Origin of the sequence: Marinobacter lipolyticus SM19, assembly GCF_000397065.2 — a bacterium.
Lineage (GTDB): Bacteria > Pseudomonadota > Gammaproteobacteria > Pseudomonadales > Oleiphilaceae > Marinobacter > Marinobacter lipolyticus.
Window position 1 is genome coordinate 13,397 of sequence record NZ_KE007328.1, and the last position, 24,491, is coordinate 37,887.

General features: G+C 56.4%; 24 protein-coding genes. 14 read left to right on the top strand and 10 right to left on the bottom strand.

The window, feature by feature from the left end; all coding sequences use genetic code 11:
* Positions 1 to 37: 37 nt before the first annotated feature.
* The 3 genes from MARLIPOL_RS16055 to MARLIPOL_RS16065 form a co-directional block, all read right to left on the bottom strand.
* Positions 38 to 370 carry a DUF3135 domain-containing protein gene (locus MARLIPOL_RS16055; protein WP_012139356.1) on the bottom strand — a complete coding sequence of 111 codons (333 nt, stop codon included), beginning with the start codon at positions 368 to 370 and terminating at the stop codon, positions 38 to 40.
* A 230-nt stretch (positions 371 to 600) separates the two neighbouring features.
* Complete coding sequence (locus tag MARLIPOL_RS16060; protein WP_012139357.1) at positions 601 to 1,281, bottom strand: TIGR02117 family protein; 681 nt, start codon at positions 1,279 to 1,281, stop codon at positions 601 to 603.
* A 183-nt stretch (positions 1,282 to 1,464) separates the two neighbouring features.
* Positions 1,465 to 2,364: a LysR family transcriptional regulator gene (locus MARLIPOL_RS16065; protein WP_012139358.1), complete on the bottom strand. Its 900-nt coding sequence runs from the start codon at positions 2,362 to 2,364 to the stop codon at positions 1,465 to 1,467.
* Positions 2,365 to 2,465: 101 nt separating this feature from the next.
* Here MARLIPOL_RS16065 and MARLIPOL_RS16070 point away from each other — a divergent pair, with 101 nt between their 5' ends.
* Positions 2,466 to 3,338, top strand: coding sequence for an MBL fold metallo-hydrolase (locus MARLIPOL_RS16070; protein ID WP_012139359.1), 873 nt, complete (start codon positions 2,466 to 2,468; stop codon positions 3,336 to 3,338).
* 38 nt (positions 3,339 to 3,376) lie between these two features.
* On the opposite strand, the gene MARLIPOL_RS16075 is transcribed toward MARLIPOL_RS16070, so the two are convergent.
* The gene (locus MARLIPOL_RS16075; protein WP_012139360.1) at positions 3,377 to 4,555 is read right to left on the bottom strand and encodes a magnesium transporter; all 1,179 of its coding nucleotides are present in this window, start codon (positions 4,553 to 4,555) and stop codon (positions 3,377 to 3,379) included.
* Between the two features lie 445 nt (positions 4,556 to 5,000).
* Between MARLIPOL_RS16075 and MARLIPOL_RS16085 the strand changes: the two genes are divergently transcribed.
* Positions 5,001 to 5,960 carry a LysR family transcriptional regulator gene (locus MARLIPOL_RS16085; protein ID WP_012139362.1) on the top strand — a complete coding sequence of 320 codons (960 nt, stop codon included), beginning with the start codon at positions 5,001 to 5,003 and terminating at the stop codon, positions 5,958 to 5,960.
* Between the two features lie 22 nt (positions 5,961 to 5,982).
* On the opposite strand, the gene MARLIPOL_RS16090 is transcribed toward MARLIPOL_RS16085, so the two are convergent.
* Positions 5,983 to 8,154, bottom strand: coding sequence for a glycoside hydrolase family 31 protein (locus MARLIPOL_RS16090; protein WP_186008501.1), 2,172 nt, complete (start codon positions 8,152 to 8,154; stop codon positions 5,983 to 5,985).
* Positions 8,155 to 8,463: 309 nt separating this feature from the next.
* Positions 8,464 to 9,438 (bottom strand): tetratricopeptide repeat protein, encoded by a 975-nt coding sequence (locus MARLIPOL_RS16095; protein ID WP_012139364.1) that lies wholly within the window; start codon positions 9,436 to 9,438, stop codon positions 8,464 to 8,466.
* 206 nt (positions 9,439 to 9,644) lie between these two features.
* On the opposite strand from MARLIPOL_RS16095, the gene MARLIPOL_RS16100 reads away from it, so the two are divergent.
* The 3 genes from MARLIPOL_RS16100 (at position 9,645) to MARLIPOL_RS18695 (ending at position 12,622) form a co-directional block, all read left to right on the top strand.
* The gene (locus tag MARLIPOL_RS16100; RefSeq protein WP_036192260.1) at positions 9,645 to 10,106 is read left to right on the top strand and encodes a methyltransferase family protein; all 462 of its coding nucleotides are present in this window, start codon (positions 9,645 to 9,647) and stop codon (positions 10,104 to 10,106) included.
* A gap of 40 nt (positions 10,107 to 10,146) precedes the next feature.
* Entirely contained in the window at positions 10,147 to 10,884 is a 738-nt protein-coding gene (locus MARLIPOL_RS16105) for an SGNH/GDSL hydrolase family protein (protein ID WP_012139366.1), read from the top strand.
* Positions 10,885 to 11,017: 133 nt separating this feature from the next.
* Positions 11,018 to 12,622, top strand: coding sequence for a hypothetical protein (locus MARLIPOL_RS18695; protein WP_186008502.1), 1,605 nt, complete (start codon positions 11,018 to 11,020; stop codon positions 12,620 to 12,622).
* Between the two features lie 34 nt (positions 12,623 to 12,656).
* On the opposite strand, the gene MARLIPOL_RS16115 is transcribed toward MARLIPOL_RS18695, so the two are convergent.
* Positions 12,657 to 13,121 carry a hypothetical protein gene (locus MARLIPOL_RS16115; RefSeq protein ID WP_012139368.1) on the bottom strand — a complete coding sequence of 155 codons (465 nt, stop codon included), beginning with the start codon at positions 13,119 to 13,121 and terminating at the stop codon, positions 12,657 to 12,659.
* 137 nt (positions 13,122 to 13,258) lie between these two features.
* Here MARLIPOL_RS16115 and MARLIPOL_RS16120 point away from each other — a divergent pair, with 137 nt between their 5' ends.
* The 8 genes from MARLIPOL_RS16120 to MARLIPOL_RS16155 all read left to right on the top strand — a co-directional run bounded on the left by MARLIPOL_RS16120 (position 13,259) and on the right by MARLIPOL_RS16155 (position 19,571).
* Positions 13,259 to 13,855 (top strand): TetR/AcrR family transcriptional regulator, encoded by a 597-nt coding sequence (locus tag MARLIPOL_RS16120; protein WP_012139369.1) that lies wholly within the window; start codon positions 13,259 to 13,261, stop codon positions 13,853 to 13,855.
* Positions 13,856 to 14,071: 216 nt separating this feature from the next.
* Positions 14,072 to 14,848 (top strand): hypothetical protein, encoded by a 777-nt coding sequence (locus MARLIPOL_RS16125; protein ID WP_145768808.1) that lies wholly within the window; start codon positions 14,072 to 14,074, stop codon positions 14,846 to 14,848.
* A 59-nt stretch (positions 14,849 to 14,907) separates the two neighbouring features.
* A complete protein-coding gene (locus MARLIPOL_RS16130) occupies positions 14,908 to 15,759 on the top strand; it encodes a hypothetical protein (RefSeq protein WP_012139371.1) in 852 nt (283 codons plus the stop codon).
* Positions 15,760 to 15,852: 93 nt separating this feature from the next.
* The gene (locus MARLIPOL_RS16135) at positions 15,853 to 16,560 is read left to right on the top strand and encodes a substrate-binding periplasmic protein (RefSeq protein WP_012139372.1); all 708 of its coding nucleotides are present in this window, start codon (positions 15,853 to 15,855) and stop codon (positions 16,558 to 16,560) included.
* 256 nt (positions 16,561 to 16,816) lie between these two features.
* Positions 16,817 to 17,548, top strand: coding sequence for a glucose 1-dehydrogenase (locus MARLIPOL_RS16140; RefSeq protein ID WP_012139373.1), 732 nt, complete (start codon positions 16,817 to 16,819; stop codon positions 17,546 to 17,548).
* A 164-nt stretch (positions 17,549 to 17,712) separates the two neighbouring features.
* The gene (locus tag MARLIPOL_RS16145; RefSeq protein WP_323807383.1) at positions 17,713 to 18,111 is read left to right on the top strand and encodes a DUF4399 domain-containing protein; all 399 of its coding nucleotides are present in this window, start codon (positions 17,713 to 17,715) and stop codon (positions 18,109 to 18,111) included.
* A 69-nt stretch (positions 18,112 to 18,180) separates the two neighbouring features.
* Positions 18,181 to 19,215 carry a sodium:calcium antiporter gene (locus MARLIPOL_RS16150; RefSeq protein WP_012139375.1) on the top strand — a complete coding sequence of 345 codons (1,035 nt, stop codon included), beginning with the start codon at positions 18,181 to 18,183 and terminating at the stop codon, positions 19,213 to 19,215.
* A gap of 35 nt (positions 19,216 to 19,250) precedes the next feature.
* The gene (locus MARLIPOL_RS16155) at positions 19,251 to 19,571 is read left to right on the top strand and encodes a hypothetical protein (RefSeq protein WP_012139376.1); all 321 of its coding nucleotides are present in this window, start codon (positions 19,251 to 19,253) and stop codon (positions 19,569 to 19,571) included.
* Between the two features lie 15 nt (positions 19,572 to 19,586).
* Here the strand turns inward: MARLIPOL_RS16155 and MARLIPOL_RS16160 are convergent, their stop codons facing one another.
* From MARLIPOL_RS16160 to MARLIPOL_RS16170, 3 genes are all read right to left on the bottom strand, one after another.
* The gene (locus MARLIPOL_RS16160) at positions 19,587 to 20,009 is read right to left on the bottom strand and encodes an MAPEG family protein (protein WP_012139377.1); all 423 of its coding nucleotides are present in this window, start codon (positions 20,007 to 20,009) and stop codon (positions 19,587 to 19,589) included.
* Between the two features lie 96 nt (positions 20,010 to 20,105).
* Entirely contained in the window at positions 20,106 to 21,482 is a 1,377-nt protein-coding gene (locus MARLIPOL_RS16165) for an FAD-binding oxidoreductase (RefSeq protein ID WP_012139378.1), read from the bottom strand.
* Positions 21,483 to 21,630: 148 nt separating this feature from the next.
* Positions 21,631 to 22,701, bottom strand: coding sequence for an alpha/beta fold hydrolase (locus MARLIPOL_RS16170; RefSeq protein ID WP_228677634.1), 1,071 nt, complete (start codon positions 22,699 to 22,701; stop codon positions 21,631 to 21,633).
* Positions 22,702 to 22,895: 194 nt separating this feature from the next.
* Between MARLIPOL_RS16170 and MARLIPOL_RS16175 the strand changes: the two genes are divergently transcribed.
* Positions 22,896 to 24,443 carry a TPR repeat protein gene (locus MARLIPOL_RS16175; RefSeq protein ID WP_012139380.1) on the top strand — a complete coding sequence of 516 codons (1,548 nt, stop codon included), beginning with the start codon at positions 22,896 to 22,898 and terminating at the stop codon, positions 24,441 to 24,443.
* Positions 24,444 to 24,491: the final 48 nt, after the last annotated feature.

Below are 24,491 nucleotides of genomic sequence, written 5' to 3' on the forward strand. Positions count from 1 at the left end.
TTCGAAACGTCCGGGCAGTGGATGTCGATCCTTTGGGTTAATCCACTGAGGATCGGGAACGTCGAAATTGCAGGACTCGTGCGCTTGTCGGCGCGGATGGTTCGGGGGTGCGTGGCTGATTAAGCAGAGCTTTTTGCAGAGCGAGAAACGAGTCGTACATCATGGCCTGAATGTTCATTAGCGCCCTCATGGGACTGCCGGCTACCCGGCGCCGGGCATCGATCACAAACTGAAGGCCCCGCAGCCGGCGCTGGTTGCACGTCTTACTGCGGCGAATACAGTCATCAATCAATTTCCCGCGCAAACTCTCAAAGCCTTTCGGATCACGCTGGTGCAAATCCTTGAGCTCATCAAACGGGGGCACATCCATAACTTTCCTCCTTTTCTGGATTCAAGTAGTCAGTGCTGCGCCTTCTATAATTTAAGCCGCTGTCACCCGCGTTCGCCAGCCGGAAACTGATGGACGATATCAACATAGGCGGACATTCATTCACAGATCGGAGAACGCTATGGCAGGTGGTTAGTCACGGGATAGCGCCGTTCAGGATCAAATCGACGCGAGCGTTGAAGACGAAGTGCAGCGCGCACGGAGCCAGTTGGCTACCGGTGAGAGTGCAATCCATTGCGAAGGGTGTGAGAGCAGTCATTGCGATTCTCCTCAACAAACCCCATGACACTATCAGCCGTAAGCTTGAATGTGGGCGATATATCCATTCCCGCACTCTTCAGTGCCTTCGCGGCCCATTTGTTACTGGTATTCAGTAAGTGGTAACGGCCCTGGCCATCATAGAACTGGCTGTCGCCATAGATTCCGCGCTTCGTTTCAATCAGGTTCCCGGTCTCATCCTGAGTAAAGCTGTTGGCCAAATATCGCGTTAGAGAATCGCTTTCTTCGGCCGTGAGGCAGGTATCGACAACGTCACTCCGGGGGAAATACTCAACGGGAGAAACTGGCAACGCCACAACGTGTACCACGGTTCCCTGCGACCAGACGATAGCCTGCAGCGTAACGCCTGTCGTAACCTCCTGGGCCTGGTAGTACCCCGCATCGCCCCACCCCAGTTCGTAATACTCAGCACCAGCAAACCGATCTTTGAGGTCCGGGAACACCAGGTTGAGCTCTTCAGCAGCAATCACGAGCCCCACATGCCAGCCATGGCTCACAACGTGGAGCTTGCTTGTACGGGGACTGTCAGCTTCGCCGTCCGGCTGGACGACATGGGGTTTTCCGGAGCATCCGAAAATGGAGAACAACACGAAAAGAAGGCCAATTGCTTTCATCCTGATGCCCCATTGAGTGAGACTGCAGTAACCTACACTAGCAGATAAATTAAAGGGGCCGGGAAACTCGGACAGGTCTTATTCAGAGTATGGGTTCTTCAGGAACAAACACGAGTACACTCACCCACCCAGTACGAATCGCTGCACCCCGGAGCTCTTCCCCGTTCTTTCGGTATCTTTTGCTTAGCAGTCCCAGTCCGGCTTCTCGGTCAGCCGCTCAAGCAGAAAATCCAGCAAAGCGCGCAGCGCCGGCGGCATTTGCCGACGGCTGCCATAGAGCGCATGGATGCCCAACGCCTGCGATTGGTACTCGGGCAACAGTTGCACCAGCACTCCTGAGCGTAACAGCGCGCTAACCGAGTAGAGCGGCTGCTGGCTGATGCCCGCGTGCGCCAGTGTGGCTTCCAGCAGCACCATGGATTCGTTAGCACTGAGGTTGCCGTTGACGGCCACAGCGAAGGGCTCGCCGTCGCGCTTGAATTTCCAGGTGTTGCGGCCGAAATAGGCATAGTTCAGACAATTATGCTGCGCCAGATCCTCGGGCCGCTGGGGAGTGCCATGGCGCTTGAGATAGGCCGGCGTGGCGCACACCGCCGAGCGACATACCCCGAGTTGGCGGGCGATCACATTGGGGGCCAGTTGATTGGTGATGCGCAGTGCCAGGTCGACCCGCGCCTCCACCAAATTGACCGCCTCACTGCTAATCAAAAGATCGATGCCAACCTGCGGATACAGGGCGAGGAACTCGTTCAACGCATGCACCAGCCAGGCCTGGGCCAACGACTGGCTGCAGGCAATGCGCAGGTTGCCGCGCGGAGCGGAGTCACCGCTCGGGCTGATGCCCTGCATGGTTTCGGCCACCGCGAGCATTTGCCGGCACTGCGGCAACAGCTGTTCGCCAGTGTCGGTCAGGCTCAGCTTGCGCGTGCTGCGATGTAACAGACGCGCGCCGACCCAGGTTTCCAGCTCGCCGAGATAGCGCGAGACCATCGCCCGCGACATCTCCAGCGCCTCGGCAGCCGCGGTTTGGCTGCCCCGCTCCACCACTTCGACAAATACCCGGGTTGCCGTCAGTCGATCCATTATTCGCTCGATTTACGCAACAAATATGCCCAGCTTAACGGGTTTTTTGCAATATTTGAAACTACTAAACTCCCTCAACCACTTAATAAATGGAGGTCAGCATGTCCACTACCCGTATCATCCGCCAACTCGTCGGCGGTGCCGCTTTGCTCGCCAGCGCCTGCGTCGCCCTGGCGCAACCGCTCAGCATCGAGGTGTACAATCCCGGCGAAAATGCCATCTTCCCGGTCACGTCGACCTTGATCAGCGGTGAGCGTGACGCGATCTTGATCGATGCCCAGTTTTCCACCCGCGAAGCCCAGGCGTTGGTCGAGCGAATCCAGGCCAGCGGTAAATACCTGACCACCATTTTTATCAGCCACGGCGATCCGGATTTTTACTTTGGCCTGGAGACCCTGACGCGCGCCTACCCCGAAGCCAAGGTTCTGGCAACGCCAGAGACCGTCGCTTATATCGAGAAAAGCCACGCGCCCAAGCTGGCGTACTGGGGACCGATCCTCAAGGACAACGCACCGGAGCGCACCGTCGTACCCGAAGTCCTGCAAGGCGATAGTCTGACCCTGGAAGGACAACGCCTGCAGTTGATTGGCCACGACCCCAAACACACCAGTCTGTGGATTCCCAGCATCAAAACCGTGGTCGGCGGGGTGCTCACCTCCGCCAACATCCACCCTTGGATCGCTGATGCGCAAACTCTGGAGGCTCGTCAGTCCTGGCTAGAATCCCTCGACCAGCTCGAAGCCCTGCAACCAACCACTCTGATCCCCGGCCATTACCTGGGCAAGCCCAATCTGAACCTGGACGACCTGCGCTTCACCCGCGACTACCTGCTGACTCTGGAAACCGAGTTGCCGAAAGCCAAGGACAGCGAAAGCCTGATCGCGGCGATGAAAGCCAAGTATCCGGAGTTGCTCGACGCCAGCAGCCTTGAACTGAGCGCCAAGGTGCTCAAGGGCGAGATGCAGTGGCCGTAATGCCAAAGATCTGACCAGGGCATCGAGTTCGTGTCAGTTCAGAGCACCAACGAAGTTGCAAGGAACAGCATCAGGCCCATACCGATAATGTCGGTAAACGTCGTCAGAAAAATGCTGCTGGCGGTAGCCGGGTCGGCGCCGAAACGTTTAAGCATCAATGGCACCGCTACCCCGAAGATACCGCTGCCCATGCAGGCGCCGACCATGGCAATGAAGATGACGAGGCCGAGCATGGCCGGGTTGGCGGAATCGATGGATTGGGCGTACGCGAACATGGCGATTCCGGCAATGACGCCTACGGCAGCACCATTGAGCGCGCCCAGCAGAATTTCCTTGCGCAGCAATCGCCTGATTGGATAGTCATTGATTTGCCCCAGGGTGATCCCCCGCAGGGTAATCGCCAGCGCCTGACAGCCGGTGTTGCCACTTTGCCCGGCGAGGACGGGCAGGAAGGCCGCCAAAGCAACAATCTGAGCGATGGTGCTCTCGAACATGCCAACCACGAAGGCAGCAGCGAAAGCGGTGATCAGATTCACCTGCAACCAGGGGTGGCGCATGCGGAAGGCGGACAGCACCGGTGTGTTGATCTGCTCTTCCTTCGCCACACCGTATTGGGACCCGGCCTGGGCGCTGAGTTCCGAGGCAATGCGTTCGTACAGTTTCCAGCCACGCACCTCGCCCATCACGTGCCGCTGCTCGTCCACCACCGGGTACATGCGGTAGTGCCGGTAAAGCACCTCGCTCACCGCTTCTTTCACCGGCGTGTCTTCCTGAAAAGCAAAGGGCTCAAGCACCATGATGGAAGATAAGGCATCAGAGGGTTTGGCCAGGATCAGGTCCCGCATGCCCACTACGCCCACGAGACGGTCACTTTCAGTCACGAAAATGTAACTGATTTCGGAGACGTCGGCGCTTTTTACCATGAAGGTCAGCGCCTCGGCGACGGTATTATTGGCCGGCAATGTTGCTGTTACCGGCGTCATCAGTTCGCCAACGGTTTCTTCCATGCCGGATAGCACCGCCCGGGTGGCTGCATCGTCCGGAGCGGCCAGGTTGGCCAGGTGAGAGACGATCATCTGGGCCTGTTCCGCAGGCAATCGCGAAAGAATGAACTGGACATCGTCTGAAGGCGACTGAATCAGCTCTTCAGCGGCATCCAGCGGATTGAGCTCCCGGATACGCTCAATCCGCTCGATCAATTCCATAGTCTGGGTCATTTCGCGCTCCGGCATCAGTGCTTGTTATCTGACTATAGCAACACTGAATCAACAACACAGAACGGCCTGCTGGTCCGAGAGCGTTCCTATCAACCACGTCTCAGCGCGGATGCCGCAGTTTGCCCAGGCGTTGGATCATAGCCCGCACAACCTCTTGCCGTGCCCTGCGCTGATCCCGCCTTACCTGCTCAAGATTAACGCCTCCCATGCTATTCCGATATCTGGGCGGTATGCCGTTCCCCGGCAAGCTATCTGCTACCTCATCATTTTCGCGAAGCGCTACGGGATTGCTGCCGTGAAAGTATGTCATCTCTTGTGAAATCAACATGTCTCTGTCCTCCCGGCGCTGCACTTGATAGCAAGACGCCTTGGTTGTCTTATGAGTTCAGGTACATGCTAATATTGTTCTAATCTGCAAACTATTCCCTAAGCGTGAGAACAGACTTTGCAAAAACGAACAGGCAAGCAATCCGGAAAATCCTCTGACACTGCGCAGAAAACACGGAGCAATCTGGCGTGGAATGACTTTGAGCTGGTGCTCGCCATTGCAACTTCTGGCTCCCTGTCTGGCGCATCACGGTCACTGGGCGTGAGCCACGCCACGGTTTTCCGGCGGCTGGGTGATGTTGAACAGCGCCTGGGGGTGACTCTGTTTGAGAGAAGCCGGACGGGTTACCGGCCGACGCTGGCAGGGGAAGAACTCGCCGACACCGCCAGGGTTATGGACGAGGCGGCCCTGGCCGCCGAACGTAAAGTGGCCGGCCGTGATCTGGAGCCCAGCGGCGAGATCTGGACCACCACCACGGACTCGCTGCTGATGGGGGTGCTGGCGCCGCTGTTCACGCAGTTCCGGCATAAATACCCCGGCATCGTGCTTGATGTGGCGGTCTCCAACCAGTTGTTCAATCTCACACGACGGGAGGCTGATGTTGCCATCCGCCCGTCCAACCGTCCCCCTGAAAACCTGATTGGCCGGCCGCTGACTACCATTGGCCAGGCCGTCTATGGGCACAAAGACCTCGGCCTGACGCCTGGCATGCCTATCGAAACCCTCGCCAACCAGCCCTGGATTGGCGCCGGGCCACGGTTGCCGGACTCAGCCGTGGGCGAGTGGATGGACAATCACGGGCTGAAGCAAGCCTGTGTTTACCGTGTGGATACCCTGGTCAGCATTCTCAGCGCCATTCGTTCCCGCATGGGGTTGGCCGTCATTCCCTGTTATCTCGCTGACGAAGATCCCGACATCATCCAGCTCACCGACCCCATCCCCGAGCTGGAATACGGCCTGTGGTTCCTGATGCACCCGGACTTGCGGGGTGTGGTGAGAATTCATGCACTGATGGATTTTCTGACAGAAGCTATCCGGGCACAAAAACACCGGCTGGCCGGGCGGCTTCTACACTGAATTTTCCAGGCCAGCTCCGTAACTAAAACCCATTATTCGGGACAGGAAATGGCTTGGTTCCACAGCGAAAGAAGTACGGAAGCTCATCGATTGCCGCAAGAATGAATTTTGTCTGTGGACCATGCACGGTCTCACTGGTTTCTGGATGTCGCCAGCAACCCGATGGAAAATAAACTTCACGACCGTCTGTACCCGGGGACACCACAGGTGCCACGAGCACGTCTGATCCCAGCATGAACTGCTGGTCCTGGCGGCCTGCCTCCGGGTCATCGGGAAATTCGAGCCATAGTGGGCGAGTAATCGGTATGCCTGTCTTTAATGCTGCCTTCCATAAGCGATAAATCAGAGGTTGCGCAGCGATATGTCGCTGCATGGCTGCGCGATACTGTTCCACAACCTCAGGATCGTCGAAACGCCAGGGCATTGGGGTGCCATTCACGGGGCCGCCGTGTTGACGGAATACCGGCATCAGTGATGCGTGATTGGCCCAGCGAATGAGCAATTCGGAATTGATGGAGCCCAAAGCATCAATGTAACCGCCGATTTCGGTCACGAAGCCATAAGCCCCGCCTACACTGCGATTGAGCATGTCAGGAATGACGGAACCGAGGCCCGAAGCGCGGCTCCAGTCGGCGGTATTGTCACCGGGCCAACTTGCCGACTCATAATGCGCTGATCCTCGACGACCGGAGTTACCGAAACGGACAAAAAACCACGGTTCCCTGGACGGGTTCTCGGCAACAAACTCATCAAAAGCTTCTCGGGTGGCCTGATGAAAAAGCGCGGCATTTCGATTGTGCATGGCGATACCTGAACTGCCATCATGAAACACCATATCGACCTGTACCTGTTCACCAAAGTCCTGCATAAAACCTTCACTGCCCTCTGCCAGCCCTTTTTTGATACGGGCCTTCCACCACTCGAACGCTTCCGGGTTGGTGAAATCGATCAGCGCAGCAACACCCCCCATCAGTGGGGAGCCGAAGGTGTATGGCAGTCCCAGTACATTCTGCGCGACATAACCTCGCGAGACAGCTTCTGAATAGACTTCCGGTTCTTCCAGTTCGTCCTCTGTCTGACCAACGAAAGCCCTGTAGTAGGTCACGGGTTTTATGTCCTGCGCGCGAAGTCGTTGAATAATATCGTCGAAAGCACCCGTCTCCTTGGTCCCCACCCATCCCTCAAAGGCAAATGCGGTGATCGGCAGCTCCAGTTGGTCAATCTGATCCAGGGACTCCATGACTTTGGCGGTGTAGTTTTCCGGCGTATCCGTAAATTCCTGAATGGTTTCGGAGAGCATCGGACCCAGCGACCAACGAGGCGGCACCCGATGTCGACCATTAATTCCGGACAACTGGCTGACGGCTTGTTTCGCATCCCCGGGGACCACAAGGAAATCCAGTTCCCCACCCGCTACTTCCACCCGCCATGCATCATCCCGGTCAGAGGCCATACGCCAGTGAGAGAGTTCATCGCGGTCCAGCAAAAAGCCATAGCCCTGATCTGAAATAAACAGCGACTGGATGTAATAAGCACCCTGGGGGCCGGTCGGGAACTGGTAGGCGTCACCAAAGTTATTGCCAATCAATGGCTCAAGCTGTTCCGGCGTTTGCGAGAACTCCTCAGCCCAACTCAGAAACGCCTCGTTGCGCTGATCAATTTTGTTTCGTCGCCCGCCAAAGCCTCTGAACGCCTCATCAGGAGCAGCATCAAAGCTGGCCGAGACCAAAGGCACTTCCTGTAAGATACGATCAATTCTGACCGAGACTTTAAAACTGCTGTTCTCATCTGCTGACACCGTCACTCGTGCAGTACGCCCGCTCGGGTCAGAGGTTCCTACTCGCAATGACAATTGGTTATCAGCAACAGTCACCTCCTCGATATCGGTTAACCGATATTCGATTCCGGTGGAGGTTGAGGCCAGCATGTTTCCGACCCAGAACGTTGCCGGAAACTGGAGATTGACGGGCGCACCAACCATAAAGGTGAACGGTGCGTACAAGGCAGGCGCTTGTGGCATAACCTGAGACCATCCCCCCAAAAGACGGGTTGGCAACGGTACTCGTGACAGCAACGGCGCCGGGGGTTCCTGGCTCATACTGCGTAACACTTTATTGCCGGCCTCATCATAAAAATGCATGGCCAATGGTTCCCGCTCAATGTCCACCCTGCCGTAGTCTGTTTGTAGGGTCATCACCTCATCATCGGTATTGATGCGGACATTCGTCGGCTGCACGGTTGGTGGTGTCTGGTTTGCAGCGGAGGGGGACTGGAATGATGCGGGTGGCGGGTAGTTCGGCTCTGCACTTGGCGGTGAAGATGTCTCGTTATTTTCACCGCCACATCCAGACAGAAGCCCAAGGATAAAAATAAAAAGGAGAGGGACACATGTTTTCATGACGATTTTAACCCTTGGTTTTTATAGTTTTTGAAAGCTAATCAAGTCATATTGTTATGAGGCCGGACTTTTGTGCAGTCATGCTACCCGGCTCTCCGACCTGTTTTACTCTAACGACTGCCGAAGCCGGTTCGAAGCCCGCAGCAATAGAGCCTCTTCGGCGCTTATAGCATTCATGCCATGGGTCTTTTTCAACAAGGCCAGAGCCTCTTTCTCCTCATCGACTTTCAGCTTTGCACGGGCGTATTCGAAGTACACGCCCGGATAGTCCGGCGATAACTGCATGGCTTTGTTGAACAGGTCTTCCATCGACGATTCTTTCGCCCCGTAGGTGAGCCGGGCAATCAGGCTTCCGGCCTTCTCGATGATTCCCGACTGCACACCTCCGAATAATGTGACGGCATAGATGTTGTCGGGGTCGTCTTCCAGCAGTGCCTCCAGTGTGTCTATGACTTCCGAGGTATAGCCAGCTCCCATGGCCTCAGAGGCGGACATATTCTCAAGTATCCGAGCCTTCCCGTAGGCGTTGCCAAACCGGATCATCGGATGGTCAGGCGCCATGGGCATGATGTCCTCGGTCAGGGTGATGACCTCTTCGAGCAACTGTCTGCGGGTATCCTCGTCGGTTTCGATCAGAGTCGCTTGCAGGGCCTGGGCATAAAGCCCCGGAAAATAGCCAGCCGGCCCCAGGGCCAGACCCAGGTCCCGCGCTTCCCGGAACTGGCCGTTAAACAGAAGCGCCCAGGCTCGGCGCAACTCTCGGGCGTAGGCATCGAAGGACTGACTCAGCTCGCCGTCCGCGAGCGACGCCAGATCCGGGTGGGAGCGGGCTACCGTTTGCAGATGATTCTGCGTGAAATCGTACATTTCGGGCCAACGTTCGGCGTCTGCCCGCAGGCTCTCAGCTGTTGGCAGAGGGCCACGAAATCCGTCGGTCAGGTCCGGCCAGTGATCAGCAAGATCCTGTTCGGTGTAGCTGAAAGACTGGAGGTTCTCCGGGTAGGGTTGCCAGGTTTGTTCTGCGAAAACCTGGGAATACGCGGTTATAAAAATGACCAGAGAAAGAACTTTTTTGAGCATGATGGTTACTCCATGGTTTGCGCAATTCCACCACAGGAGAGAATGTCGCCCATTGGCCCAGATTCCGGAGCGCTTTGTATAAGCGTCAATTCTGATAAAAAACCGGACAAGTTAGTTTCCTGCTGCCGGATTCTTGAGATACTTGTCTGGCAGTGAATCCTGTCTGCTCTTCAGTCATGTTTCGAAACTCTTTCATCTACCCTGGAATGACCATGCTCGAAAAACGCATCCCTCCCCTACTTTTGGTAGTGATCTTCGGTGCGGCCATGTGGCTCGTGGCTTCAATCACGCCGCCTCTCAGCATAGACGGTACCCTTCTGGCATTTGTTGCCGTTGCTGTGTTTGCTATCGGTACGCTGTTTTCGGTCGCCGGCGTGATTGCCTTTAGGCAGGCCCAAACCACGGTGGACCCGCGTACGCCCGAAGCCAGCTCGGATTTGGTCAGCTCCGGAATTTACCGGTATTCCCGCAACCCGATGTATGTCGGATTTGCTTTGTGGCTGCTGGCCTGGGGTATTTTTCTGGGTTCGGGCTGGGCATTGTTGGGCGTGGTGGTTTTCGTGTTGTATATGAACCGCTTCCAGATTGCTCCGGAGGAACGAGCATTACGAGATCTGTTCGGAGACACCTTCCGGGATTATGAGCAACGGGTTCGCCGCTGGCTCTGATTCACAGTTCACTGACTGCTGCGACGGTAACGAGAACCCTATGCACCTGCCCTTCTGGTTAACCACCGCCCTGCTCCTCCCGGTCTTGTTGTATCAGGGCAAACACACCCGGAAGCATACGCCACGGCTGCCCGAGGCCCAGGGTTCCCCCTCCGGCCAGTACGGCGAAGGCGTGCCGGATTTGCGGCTGCTTGTCCTCGGCGAATCGACGGCGGCTGGCGTGGGCGTATCCAGCCATGAGCAGGGCCTGGCAAGCCAATTGGCTCTGCAACTACACGAACGCACGGGCCGAACCATTGCCTGGCACACGTATGGCGTGAACGGCATCCGTCTGGGGCAGCTCAACCGGAAACTGGCCAGCATGGATCTGCCTGAGGCCGATGTGGTTCTGCTGAGCATGGGCGTCAACGACACCACGGGCTTCACGCCCAGGGGTCAGTTCCGGCGGCAATTGCTGGCACTTCGCGAGATGCTCACCCAGCGTTACCCAGCGCCGGTTTACCTGCTGAGCGTACCGCCCATGCACCTGTTCACCGCGTTACCCTCCCCACTGCGACAAATCATGGGATGGCGAGCCCGGCAACTGAATCGGGTCTATGAGCAACTGGCCAAACAGGCACCGGAAGATTTCCGGTACCGGAGTTACCCGGCAATCACCGATGTTTCGCTGCTTGCCAGCGATGGCTATCATCCAAGTGCCGAGGGCTACCGGGCCATTGCGGAGGTTCTGGCTGCCCACAATGAAGGTGCAATGTATCCGCTACGTCGACATATTTAACACTCGCTTTAACTACAGGTTTTCATCAGTCTCTCCCCCTTACTGTTTTCCGGAAACTTCTTGCCCTATGGCGCTCATCTTGCCTGCTATTTTGAACTGACAGGCGTGTCGGGTACTAACAGAGGGTTCGACCATGAGCTGGCTAACCGCGAGGACAGGAATCCTGGCTCTGGCAATAGCATTGAATGGATGCAGTCCTTCGGGTTCCTCATCGGAAAGCTCAGGTGAGGTGGCCGGCGATCAGTTGGTGACACTCTCCGGGCGGGCGGCCGTTGGCGCCCCGATTGCCAATGCACCGGTTAATGCCCGATGTGAAGGTGGAGAAGGCTTTATCGGATCTGTCACCACCAATGAGTCCGGTGGGTTTCTGGGACAGGTGGAGTCGTCTGCATTACCTTGCGCCATACGGGTGACCGGCATCGGCGAGGATAAAGTCCTGCATAGCTATACCAGCTCAGGGGGTACCACCAACATTACCCCGTTTACGGATTTGATCATTGCCTTATCGGCGTCTATGGCTCCGATGGATTGGTTTAACCAGGATGAGCATGTGTCAGCCGTAGGTAGCCTGGAACAGGCCAGGGACGAGTTTCTGAGCGCGCTGAGGAATGCAAATTATGACGTTCCGGGCAGCGGGTTTGATCCCTTCACGTCCAGCTTCCAGATTAACGATGCCGTGGACCAGCTCCTGGATACTTTCTCAGCCGCAGTGAGGAACACGCCCAATGTCGCGGACTATCAGGCATTTGTAGATCTGATCTCGAGTGGAAACCTTGCAGCCATTCCCCAGGCCCCAACACCACCGGAGGAGGATGACTCAGGAAGCAGCGATGGCGGTGGTACCGGGGATGATGACGGCACAGGTGGCGATGTTGGTACCGGAGGTGATGACGGCACTGGCGGTGATGACGGCACTGGCGGCGATGACGGCACTGGCGGCGATGACGGCACTGGCGGTGATGACGGTACGGGCGGCGATGACGGTACTGGCGGTGATGACGGCACTGGCGGTGATGATGGCACTGGCGGCGATGACGGTACTGGCGGTGATGACGGCACTGGCGGCGACGGTTCGACTGCAGCTGACTTGTGCGCTCCGCCTCAGATTGCACCAACAGGCACGCTGATAGAGTTCAGCCAACAACTTTATGACACCCAATCCGGAGAAGAGATCGGCATTGTCAGTATAAGGCAGGAGATTCTCGGACCGATGGAATTCCGAGGGGAAGAAACCCAAGCGATATTGGTCGAGGATGTTTCCGAGGGTGTTACCGACGAATCCCGGAATACGACGTATGTGTCTATCGATACGACTGCTATGGTGGAACGCACACATGGCTCAACCAGCGTTGATCCTGAAACCGGTGAAGAGACGACGCTCTGGTATGAACCAATCTTCAATTACCCCTATGCATTGGCAATTGAAGAAGAGTACGTTCAGTCGGTTTCCCAGTTCTCCTCAACCGGGGACGGTCCGGAGACGCTGCTCTCCGAGCTCGATTATACAATCCAGTTCAAGGGTGTAGAGACTATCACGGTGCCAGCTGGCACTTTTGACGCCTGTAAATACTACCAAACCAGCAGTACCTCGTTAGCCCCCGCACCCTCAACGTCCGCAGTCTGGTTCAATGTCGAGGACGGCATAGCTGTCAAATCCGCCGCGGTGGAAGATGGCGTGGAAATAACCGAGGTCGAATTACTATCGTATTCGGTTAATGGCGCTCAGCAAGCGCCATAGGACACAATCGTGATTCGTGGTGAAGACCTCGGGGTCAGGTCGTGCGTTTTACACTCCCCTGCCCGGAGACTCCCCAAAGCACCATGCCGGCAACTACCAACATCGCCACTGAGAGCGACATCAGGGCCAGGGTAATCAAACCCTCCTGTACAGCCGAACCTTCAAAGCCAGCACCTGCTATCGGCATCATGGGTGCGCCTGCTCCCATAAACCCGGCAGCAAGCGTAGCCAGCCAATTGGTGTAGGTACCGAATACCGCCAGACCAAAGGTGATTCTTTCCGCGGTCGGGCCCAGTCGAAGCTTTGGCCAGATCAACCCCAGCACAATCAGGAATACTCCGTTCATGATGCCCTCAAGGTGGCTCGACAGCCCCATTCTGGCATTCTCCATTAACGGCAATAGAAACCCGGTCAACAGGCCCAATAGAAACAGGATGATGCCGAGTTGGTACAGTCGGCGTTCGTGATTGGCGACGGCCGGCAGCGATGTGTTGTTCATAAGTTACCCCCTGATTGAAGTCAGGGATTACAGTCCCCGACTCGCGTTCCACCCACTTTTAAGCATACACTGCGTATATTCAATGTGAGAGATTATCTCTCGCTCACGCACCTGTCAATATTGGGTATACATGCTGTATGTCGATTAAATCCCCAAAACGCATCTATCGCAAAACCACCCGGGCAAAACAGGAAGAACAAACCCGGCGCCGGATTACCGAAGCGGTCGTTGATTTACACCGAACGGTCGGGCCAGCGCAGACAACCATAAGTGATATTGCCAACCTGGCGGGTGTCGGCCGCGTGACGGTGTATAAACACTTCCCTGATGACGCTGCAATGTTTCGTGCCTGCAGTGATCACTGGATTGCGGATAATCCACCGCCGGATTTTACTCAGGCACTCACTGAACCGGATGAGTTGAAGCGAGCCGCTGAGGTGTTCCAATTGCTTTACGACTACTACCGCCGTTCCTACGACATGATGGGGAAAGTGATGCGGGATGCAAAGACACTGCCTGCCCTGGCGGACGTGGTTGAAAACGGATGGATGAAACTCCTTCAAAACCTTGAGGATGCGTTGATGCCAGCCGGGAAGACAGGTGCCGGTGCGCAGCGTTACCGGGCAACGCTTCGAGTGGCTATGGATATCGATACCTGGAGCACATTCTCCGGGATGGGTTTTAATGACGAAGCGGCAGCAGAGTTGGTGTGCCGGTGGTTGGAGCAAGATTGAACTGCCTGCAAGACCTTGAATACTCTTTGATGCCAGCTGCCAGAGTATCAAAGTACGATATAGTTATTATGTCGACATATTTTACACCCCGGCAATAACAGGCTCTCATCCGGCTTTCCCAGTGCTGTTTTCACGAAACTTCTTACCCTGTGGCGCTCATTTTGCCTGCCATTCAGAAATGGCAGGCGTGTCGGGTATTGATCAGAGGGTTTGGCCATGACATGGATAACTAAGAAAACAGGACTCCTGGCTCTGGCAGTGGCATTGAATGGTTGCAGTCCGTCGGGCCCCTCATCGGACGATTCAAGTGTTGTGGCCGGTGATCAATTGGTAACACTATCCGGGCGGGCTGCCGTTGGCGCCCCAATTGTCAATGCACCAGTTGATGCTCGATGTGAAGGTGGCGAAGGCTTTATCGGATCTGTCACCACCAACGAGTCCGGTGGATTTCTGGGACAGGTGGATGCTTCTGCTTTACCTTGTGCCTTGCGGGTTACGGGCGATGGTGAGGATAAAGTCCTGCACAGCTTTGCCGACTCGGGCGGTACCATCAACATTACTCCGTTTACGGATTTGATCATTGCATTATCGGCGTCTATGGCGCCGATGGACTGGTTTAACCAGGATGAATATGCGACGGCCGTAAGTAGCCTGAATCTGGCCAGGGAGGAGTTTTTGGGTGCGCTACTGAACGCAAACTATAACCTGCCGGGCGACGGATTCGATCCTTTCAAGTCCAGCTTTGAGATCAACGATGCCGTGGACCAACTGCTTGATGCCTTTTCCGCCGCAATAAGAGGCATCCCCAATGTTGCTGACTATCAGGCGTTTGTAGACCTGATCTCAAGCGGGAACCTTGCGGTCATTCCCCCGGCACCAACACCGCCGGAAGATGATGGGTCTGACAGCGGCGATGGCAACGACGGCGACAATGACAACGACGACGGTGATGACGATGGGCGCGGCGGTCTGATCGATATCATCTTCGGTTAATGCCGCTCAGCATTGGCCATAAAATGGAGGATCGCCACGGTAAAGGTAAGGGTCCGACCATGACCGTTATATATCAACTGGCGACACCCTTGCCCGAGGCCGAGCGCAATGCCAGACTCTACAGGGGCGAGCTGATCGTTTTTCGGGGTTTTGATGCGATGGCTCAGCTAACCGATAGGCTACGCGCGCATTGCATCAGCCATCTCGGCAATGATCCGACCGGTCCCCACCTGTCAATGTCGTCTAACGAAATTGAGCACGCTGCCGAATCATTGCGCGCTGCAATCCGACGGGACAGCAATGTGGATGTTGCGTGGCGTCAGGTGCTGTCTGCTATCAATACGAATCTGGATGAGACATACGGCGACAGCGTTGTCCTTCGTGTCCAGCCACCCCAATCAGGTAGACAAGGCGAGCGAACCAAACCGCTTCGTGCTCACAGGGACACATGGGGTTCCAATCTGCCGGCACAGATTAATTGGTGGGCGCCACTCTACGAGACAACGCCAGAGCGAACCCTGGCGCTTTTCCCAGGCTTTTTTGCGCGGATAGTCGAGAACGACAGCGCGGACTGGAATTTTCAGGAGATGGTGCAGGCGCAGCGGACGAAAAGCACTTCCGGTTATCCGCTTCTACCGACAGCGACCAAGGCACCAAGCTGGGACGATGCCCTGGTGGTCAACCTGTTACCAGGAGATCTCCTCTGCTTTTCAGGTGCCCATCTACATGCAAGCGTTCCCAACACGACGGGCCTGACACGATTGTCTTTTGAAACCCGGACCGTGAATCGCAGTGATATGACGGCAGGCTCTGGCGCACCCAACGTAGATGGTTCGGCGCCGTTCATGACACCCCAGATATTTCGGCATTTACTGAGTGGGAGGAAGCTTGGGGCGATGGTGAGACGATAAGGAGAATCTGGCAATAACTCGGGAATTTCTGCGGCTTGATATGGTCACAAGGTCTATTGTGTAATGAAGAGCTTGCCATCGGAGAGAAGAACCATGTTGACTCAACGCAGCTGCATCGGTTTCATTTTGGCTATATTGGTCGGGGTTTGTTCTGCCGGTGAAACCCGCCGCATTGCGTCCGCTCCTGGTGATGATGACGCGGCATTCAGGTACGCGCAAAAATATATCAGCCTGATATATCAGGGATGTGATTTTGACGTCGTTTTTCTGGAATTCCCACAGGAGCGTTCCATCTTCACGGCCGAGACGGGGAATATTGACGGCGAACTTGCAAGAATGAAGGCCGTTGTGTCCAAAGACAGCCCGCTGGTGCCCGTCCCCACACCGTTATTACATATGGAACTGGTTCCGGTCCGCCATGTTGATGACGAGCCAATTCGTTCGAGCAAGGACCTGGAAGGCAAGCGAGTAGCCTATCAAAGAGGCTTTCGTATAATGAACCGCCTGGTGCCCGATTCCGCCGGCGCTATAAAGGTGAATTCCACTCACCAGATCTTCAAACTGTTGAGTCGAGGGCGAGTTGACGTCGGGTTGATGATGAAACAGCAGGCTCTGATGAAATTCTCCTCCTACCCCGACATGACCATGGATAAGCCGATCCTGACAGAGCCTGTCTTTCATTTCGTCCATGAGCGACATACCAGCGATATCCCTTGCCTCGACCGGTCCCTTAACAAGTTGATTGAAAGTGGAATCGTTGAGCGCCTGGAAAGTGAGTATCTCCCTTCTGACCCGGATTAGATTGAGGCCCCCATCCCCTTCTACGTCACTGAGGAAGAAGATGGTACAGCCACGCTCTCATGGAAAACACCAAGCCATGTGATCGCGCCCTCTCGTGAGCGCGGAGGCGCTGAGCTCAAGGCGGTTGCTAAGGAACTGGATGGTATTTTCGAAGCTATAGGCAACACCGCAACCGAAAGGTAAGGCGTTTTGCGACCTGTACCGGGCCATTGCAAAGGCCCTGGCTTTTTAAAACTGGGCCCGAGGGAAACCACCCATGAAGCACGTTGCCATCATCACCGGCGCCAGCCGTGGAATTGGAGCCGCCACTGCAAAGCTACTGGCATCGAGGGGATACTCAGTGTGCGTGAATTACCGCTCCCAGGTCGAGCAGGCGGAGGCAGTGGTATCAGACATTGTCGCCAACGGCGGTAGCGCCCTCCCCTTTCAGGCCGATGTAAGCCAGGAACAGGACGTCATCGCACTGTTCGATGCCACGGAACAGGCCTTTGGACCGGTAACAGCCTTGGTGAATAACGTTGGCGTGCTGTTTACCCAATCGCGGTTGGTGGATATGGACATCAAACGCTTTAACCGGGTGATGACCACCAATGTCACCAGTTGCTTCCTCTGCTGCCGCGAAGCCATGCGGCGAATGGCCGATGGGGGCGCTATCGTGAACGTCTCATCCCTCGCCGCCCGTACTGGCGCCCCTTTTGAATACGTGGACTATGCTGCATCAAAGGCATCCATGGATACGATAACCAAGGGGTTGTCTGCAGAGGCTGCAGAAAGGAAAATTCGTGTAAACGGCGTCCGCCCGGGATTTATTCATACCGACATCCACGCCGATGGCGGAGAGCCCGGCCGGGTTGACCGGCTGACACCATCCATTCCCCTAAAACGTGGCGGCCAGCCGGAGGAAGTAGCCCACGCCATTGCCTGGTTGTTGTCAGACGAGGCTTCGTATGTGACCGGGTCGCTGCTGGATGTCGCCGGGGGACGGTAATGAGGTGTTTATTCCCAAGTCATTAATGGCATAAGGAGAGATTCGCCATGCACACACAGTTAAAAATCTCGCTGATCAGTGTTTTGTTTACCACCGGCATTTTGCTGCAAGGCTGTTCCGATAGCAGTGAGGAAGCAGAACCCATGGCACAGGACCAGGCGGCCATGGAAGAAAGCAAAGGCGCAACTGAAAACCCGTCTACTGCTCGCACGAGCGCACCGGCAAACGCGGAGGTCACCATACTGAACCCAAGGGATGGGGACTCCGTTACCAGTCCGGTGACTGTGGAATTCGGCCTGGAAGGTATGGAAGTCGCCAAGGCAGGCACAGATGAGGCGAATACCGGTCACCACCATCTGTTAGTCGATCTGGATCAGCTGCCACCCATGGATGCGCCGCTGCCGTCGACGGATCAGGTTATTCACTTTGGCGGTGGACAGACCAGCACCGAGCTGGAACTGGAGCCGGGTGAACATACCCTGCAGTTGCTGTTGGGCGACTACATGCATGTGCCCCACGAGCCGCCAGTCATGTCGGAAAAGATCACCATTACGGTGGAATAAACCACATTGAGGGTTTGAAACAAGGGGCACTATAGTGAAACAAGCTATAACGACATCCCGAGGCCCCATTTGTTTCCGTCACTGATTATCAGTATCGGCGCGTTTATCGCCGCCGCCGTGATTATTATTACCGCCGGCAGTCAGTTGGCTCGGGTTGCCGACGAACTGGCTGATCGAACTGGCCTGGGTGAGGCTCTGTTCGGTATCTTCCTGCTGGCCGGTGTGACGTCACTGCCCGATTTTGCCGCTACACTGAGCGCCGCGCTGGATGCCCGGCCGGACCTCGCCATGAGTAACGTTATGGGCAGTATGGCGGCGAACCTGGTGTTCCTGGGCATCGCGGATATCATATACCGCAAGGCCAATCTGGAACATGCGGCGGCATCATCCACTAACTTGATGCTCGCTGCATTGTTGATAGTGCTTCTGGCATTGCCGCTGCTGGCAATCGCCAGCCCGCCGGTTTCCCTTTGGGGAGTCCACCCGATCACACCGGTCATTGTTGCCGCCTATCTGTTCGGTCTGCAGCTGGTGCGCAGCACCGATAATAAGCCCATGTGGATTCCCCGGCTTACCCGTCATACGGTGCCGGATAAGCCAGACACGAACCTTCAAGGAAGTTTGGCCCGGGCCTGGCTCAGTTTCATCGCCCTGGCTGCCGTGACAGGACTTGCCGGCTGGGTGCTGATGGAGAGTGCCAAGGTCATCAGTGACGAAACCGGGCTTTCCGAGACACTCATTGGCGGTCTGTTTACCGCGCTGGCCACCTCCTCCCCCGAGCTGGTCACAACCATTGCCGCCATTCGTCGGGGCGCACTTACTCTGGCAGTGAGCAACATTTTTGGCACCAACTGCTTTAATATGTTGGTGGTAGCCTCAGCTGATGCCGGCTATCCCGGGGGCTCTATCTATCACGATATGGCGCCAATACAGATGACCTGGGGCCTGATCAGTATTCTGATGACCGCGATCCTGCTGATGGGCATGGTGCGGCGACAGCTCTATGGCATCGGCCGGATCGGATTTGAGAGTGCCTTGATACTGATGGTTTATGCCTTGGCACTGGGCATTGTGGTGGCGAGCGGTTACCTCGCTGAAGCTTGATTCAACACGTCCATACAAAAGACAAGGTTTGGGATATGACCTACTTGTTCGTAGCTGCTGTGTTCATCGCTTTGGTGTTTCTGGCTTTCCGGAGCGTCCGCAACACAGATCCGGCGAAGCAATCCTGCGCCAATGACATCGGCCAGCTCATCCGGAAAGACAGAAACGCCACCCCGGAAGACATAGCACAGGTGTTTGTCAGGCATAAGATCACCCGACCTGACAGCTCGAAAGTCGGGAGATTGGTTATGCCACAGTTGATGAAACTAGGCCTGGAATCGGAGGAGGCAATGATGATTATGCATCAGGTAAGAGCAGCCTATAACTTTGTGCCTGAATCTTATGCAGACAAATAGCGCAGCTGTTATCCATCATACCGCCTCAACCACAACATAAAGCCCCATCCACACCATGCACACAAGCTGGATGAAGAAAAACAGGAAACGAACCGTGGCCGCAAGGTCAGAATGCGGAAAGCCGATGTGCACACTCGTTTGGGCGATACGTGCGATCAGAAGGATCACAGCGAGTACATTAAGCACGGGGCTGCTGATCCCCGTGGCCACGATCGCAATTACAATCGCACCGTACACCGGCAGGTTCTCGACACAGTTGGCGTGTGCCCGTAGTGCGCGCTTGTACCAGCCCTGCCCCTCTATGCGGTACTCACTGAATTCTGCAATGCGGTTGCGGCCGCTCAGTATGTGAAACCAGCGGTAGGTGCCCACGGTCAGGGCCATTGATAGCAGCGTCCAGCCTGCGAACGCCAGTAATACCAATACAGGGATCGACATGGTTACTCCCTCCTTCCAGTCATACCGTCAGGATTGTGATCTGAAGCCCCGCCTTCCATGGCACCATCTGGAGCTCCAATTACGCCCGCTTTTAGCTCAACCCGGCCGTATGTTCTGATTCACCCGGAAGAAATTCTCCGGATCGTACTTGGTCTTGATCTGCGCCAGTCTCGGGTAATTGTGCCCATAGGTTGCCTGCACCCGCTCGTCACCCTCTTCCATCATGAAATTGATGTAGGCACCGCTGGCGTTGTATGGGTGAACCGCCTCCCAGTAATCTCGCGCCCATTGGGTAACGGTTGCCGCGTTTTCGGGCTCCGGATCGATGCCGGCAATGACCATGGACCAGTTTGCGTCGCGGCAGCTCCAGGCCATGGCGTTGCTGTCCGTGTCGTGCACCGCACCATTGATCGGGTACAGATGCATCAACGACAACCCATCCGGCGCTTTCGAGGCATGCTCAATGTGAACCTCTATGGCCTCGTCAGGCAATTCTTTCACGAAGTCACCCTTCCAGTACCACTGTAGCCCTTTGGGCAGGATGGGATCGAAGGCGGACTGCCACATGGGAAATGGCATTTGCGTCATCCCGTCCAGCAGCGGTTCGGGCAGCGACTCCCGTACCGGTCGCATCGCTTCGATACCCTCTTCTTCCGTGCCGTTGTAGCAGGTCATGAGTGCAACTATGGGTCTGCCCCAGAGGGCTTCGGGAAAGAGCTCCACCTTCGGTACTCGCTTGAGCCCCAGGAACATGCCCAGCTCACGGGGCGCCGTAGGCAGGAAATCACGGTACCACGCCATGATCTTCCGGGCGTCGGCCAGGTCCCAGAATATGGGGCCGGCGTAGACATCCTTCACCGGATGCGCCTGGAAGAGAAAACTGGTCACAACCCCGAAGTTTCCGCCTCCGCCACGAATGGCCCAGAACAGATCCTCATGCTGATTGATGTTGGCAGTTACGATACGCCCATCAGCCAGAACAACTTCAGCTTCCAGCAGGTTGTCCACGGTCAGGCCATGCAACCGGCTCAAATAGCCGTGGCCACCCCCGAGGGTGAGGCCCGAGATTCCGGTGGTGCTGACGATGCCAGCCGGTACGGCCAGGCCATAAGCGTGGGTGGCATGATCCACGTCGCCCTGTTCACATCCCGGCTGAGCCCGAACAGTGGCATTGTCAGGGTCGACGTAGACACCTTTCATCCGGGAAAGGTCTATCAGCAGCCCGTCGTTACAACTGCCCAGGCCAGGCCCGTTATGGCCGCATCCACGCAGCGCAACGAGCAGGCCCTGATCACGCCCGAAACGCACTGCTGTGACCACGTCTGCCGTATTGCAGCAGCGGGCGATGAGTCGGGGACGTTTGTCGATCATGGCGTTGTAGAGGGCGCGGACATCGTCGTATTCGGCATCACCCGGTTCCAGAATGTCGCCCCGGAAGGTGCCTTTCAGTTGATTGATGGCTTCGGTATCCATGGTGATCACCTCTCAGGTCACCGGTAATATAGAGTGCCCGGCCAACTGCAGGTGGCCTCAATGATCACGCTACGCGCAGCCACAACCACCGTCATGAGGTGGTTGTCCCGAATGATTTGATGAAATGAACGTAAGCGGGACAGTTGCCCTAGTGGTCGCCAAATCCCGCTTCTCTGGCCCTGACGATCAGTTGGGCCCGGCTGGTGATGTCCAGCTTGCTGCAGATATTACTGATATGATTGCGCGCCGTTTTGGGAGCGATGGACAGGTGTTCGGCAATGTCTTGATTCGATAATCCCTGGGCAACGACTTCCAGTACCGCGCGTTCGCGACCAGTAAGAGATTTGAATTCCGGAGGTGGCGCAGGCTGGTCTGAGCCCTGGTTGGTGAGAAAACGACGGAACTCCGATACAAAGATGGGCCAGCCCGGATCATCGGGCTGCAGTATGTGGCTCTTGCCTTCCAACGGCAAAAAGTGGGCGCCGTCTATATGGGCCGCAAGCTCACGACCCATTTCGAAGGGGACCATCTGATCACCCTTGATGTGCACAACCAGCGTGGGCGCTCGCACCTTGTCCAGTTGATGTCTTATATCGACGGCGTGAAACGCGTGCCAGAGCTGGACTGCGGTCTCTGGTTCGGTGGTGATTCGTTGCAACTCCGCCCACCAGGCCACCTGATCGCCAGCCTCGCGGGGTGACATCAGACGTGCAAATACTTCGCGAAACGCACCATGGCGGCGGCCCCATCCGACTTTGATCATCTCTTCCAGGGCCCGGGCCTCTTCCGTCTTGTACTCGGGAATATCACTGGTATATCCACCATGGGCGTAGGCGTTATACAGTACGAGCTTGCTGACTCGCTCGGGGTGGCGAGCGGCATAAGCCGCAGCGACCGCTCCTCCCTGGCAGATCCCCACCAGTGGAAATCGTCGCCACCCTAGGGCATTGGCCACGGCTTCAAGATCCTGAAGCCAGACCTCCACCCCCTGCTCGGCAACCTCATGGTCCGATAACCCCGATCCACGCATATCAAAGCGTGCGAGCGTGTGCTCCCGCGTCAGCTCCCTCAGCCAGTGCTGCCAGATGGGGCTGTCCCAGTCATGTTCCACATGGGTCATCCAGCCGCCAACACGCATCAATGGCGGGCCTCGCCCTGCCGTCGCGTAGGCGATGCACACTCCGTCCTGACTTGTGCAAAAATTGATCTTCTGTCTCATATAAAGACAGTAGACCAGTTCCAGTTAGCTTTTCAATAAACCCACACCACAAGCCCTCTGGCAAATCAAGCACGATAGGAGTAATTTCAAGGTTACAAGCTGCGCATGCAGGGCCAGTTACTGGCAGTCCGTATTCAGTCACTGACCGTTGTAGGACATGCCGGCTCCATTAGCTAAACCACTGGAGTCCTGTCATGAACACAACGTTTCGCTTTGCACTCCTTGCGATCGCTATGAGCCTGTCCCTTCCAGCATCAGCACATCAGGAAGCCATGAACGATGGCCAGGCCGGTAGCGCCGGAGATACTATCGGCAAAGTCAATTTTCAGGCGGACTGTGCTGACGAAGTGCGCGCTGACGTCGACCACGCACTGGGCATGATGCATCACATGATGTATACCCAGGCCCGAGCGGAGTTCGGGACCATTACCCAGACAGATCCTGACTGTGCTATGGCCCACTGGGGCATCGCGACGACCCTTTTCCAGCCGTTATGGGGCACCACACCCAGTGCGGGGGATATCACCCAGGGTCGCCAGGCAATCCAGAAAGCCCGCGACGCCGCCAAGGATCATCGGGAACGACTTCTGATTAACGCGACTGCCGCCTTTTTCGAGCCCGACACGGATCAGGTTCGGGAACGGCTCGCCGGTTGGATCGAAGGTATGGACAAGGCCTACCAGGCTTTCCCGGAAGATCTTGACGTTGCCACGCTCTATGCGCTGTCGCGCCTGACGTTGGCACTGTCCGCCGACGACCGAAAAGCGTTGCACAACGAAGCAGAAAAGGTACTGCGTGCGGCCTGGGAGACCGAACCCACCCACCCGGGTGCGGTTCATTACTCCATACACGCCACCGATGCCGATGGTCGCGCCGCAAACGCAACTGAAGTTGTGGATTCGTATACAGGGATAGCACCCAGTGTACCCCATGCCCTGCATATGCCTTCCCACATTTATGTGCGGCTTGGTGACTGGCCGCGGATGATTGACTGGAACCAGCAGTCCTCAAAGGTGGCGGTTGACCACAAGGTCGATGGCGCTACGTCATTCCATTACATCCACGCCCTTGATTATCTGGTTTATGGTCATCTCCAGCGCGGTGAAGACAGCGCTGCGCGAGACGTTTGGAAAGCTGCCCAGGCCAATGGACCACATCAGGCAAATTTCCCCGGAGCATTTCACCTGGCGTCCATCCCGGCACGGTTGGCGGTTGAAACACGGGATTGGGAGGCAGCAGCCGCCATTACCCCACGAGCCGTCGACTACATCGACTGGGACAAGTTCCCCTGGCCCGAGGGTCTGAGTTGGTTTGCCCGCGGACTGGGGGCCGTCCACACTGGCGACCTGGAAGCCGCCCGAGAGGCCGAACAGCGGCTGGAAACTCTGGCAGAAAACGCCAAGTCCGCCGCCGATCAGCGTTTCTCAACCTACATTGAAGTGGATCGCCAGATCCTCACAGGCTGGATCGCCAATGCCGAAGGTGAACCTGAGCGAGCCATCGAACTGATGCGTTCTGCCGGAGAACTGGAAGCCACCGTCGAGAAGCATCCGGTGACTCCGGGTGCCTTACTCCCACCCTATGAAGCCCTTGGCGACTTGCTGCTTGCGCTGGACCGCCCGGCCGAAGCCCTGGCCGCTTACCAGCAGTCCAATCGCATCTGGCCACAACGTCATAACACCCTGGAAGGAGCTGCCCGTGCATCCGATGCATCAGGCAACACCGAATCCGCGAAGCTGTGACCCCGTCAGATGCCGGATTCCGCTGTGGGAACCGAGCGGGACTCGAAC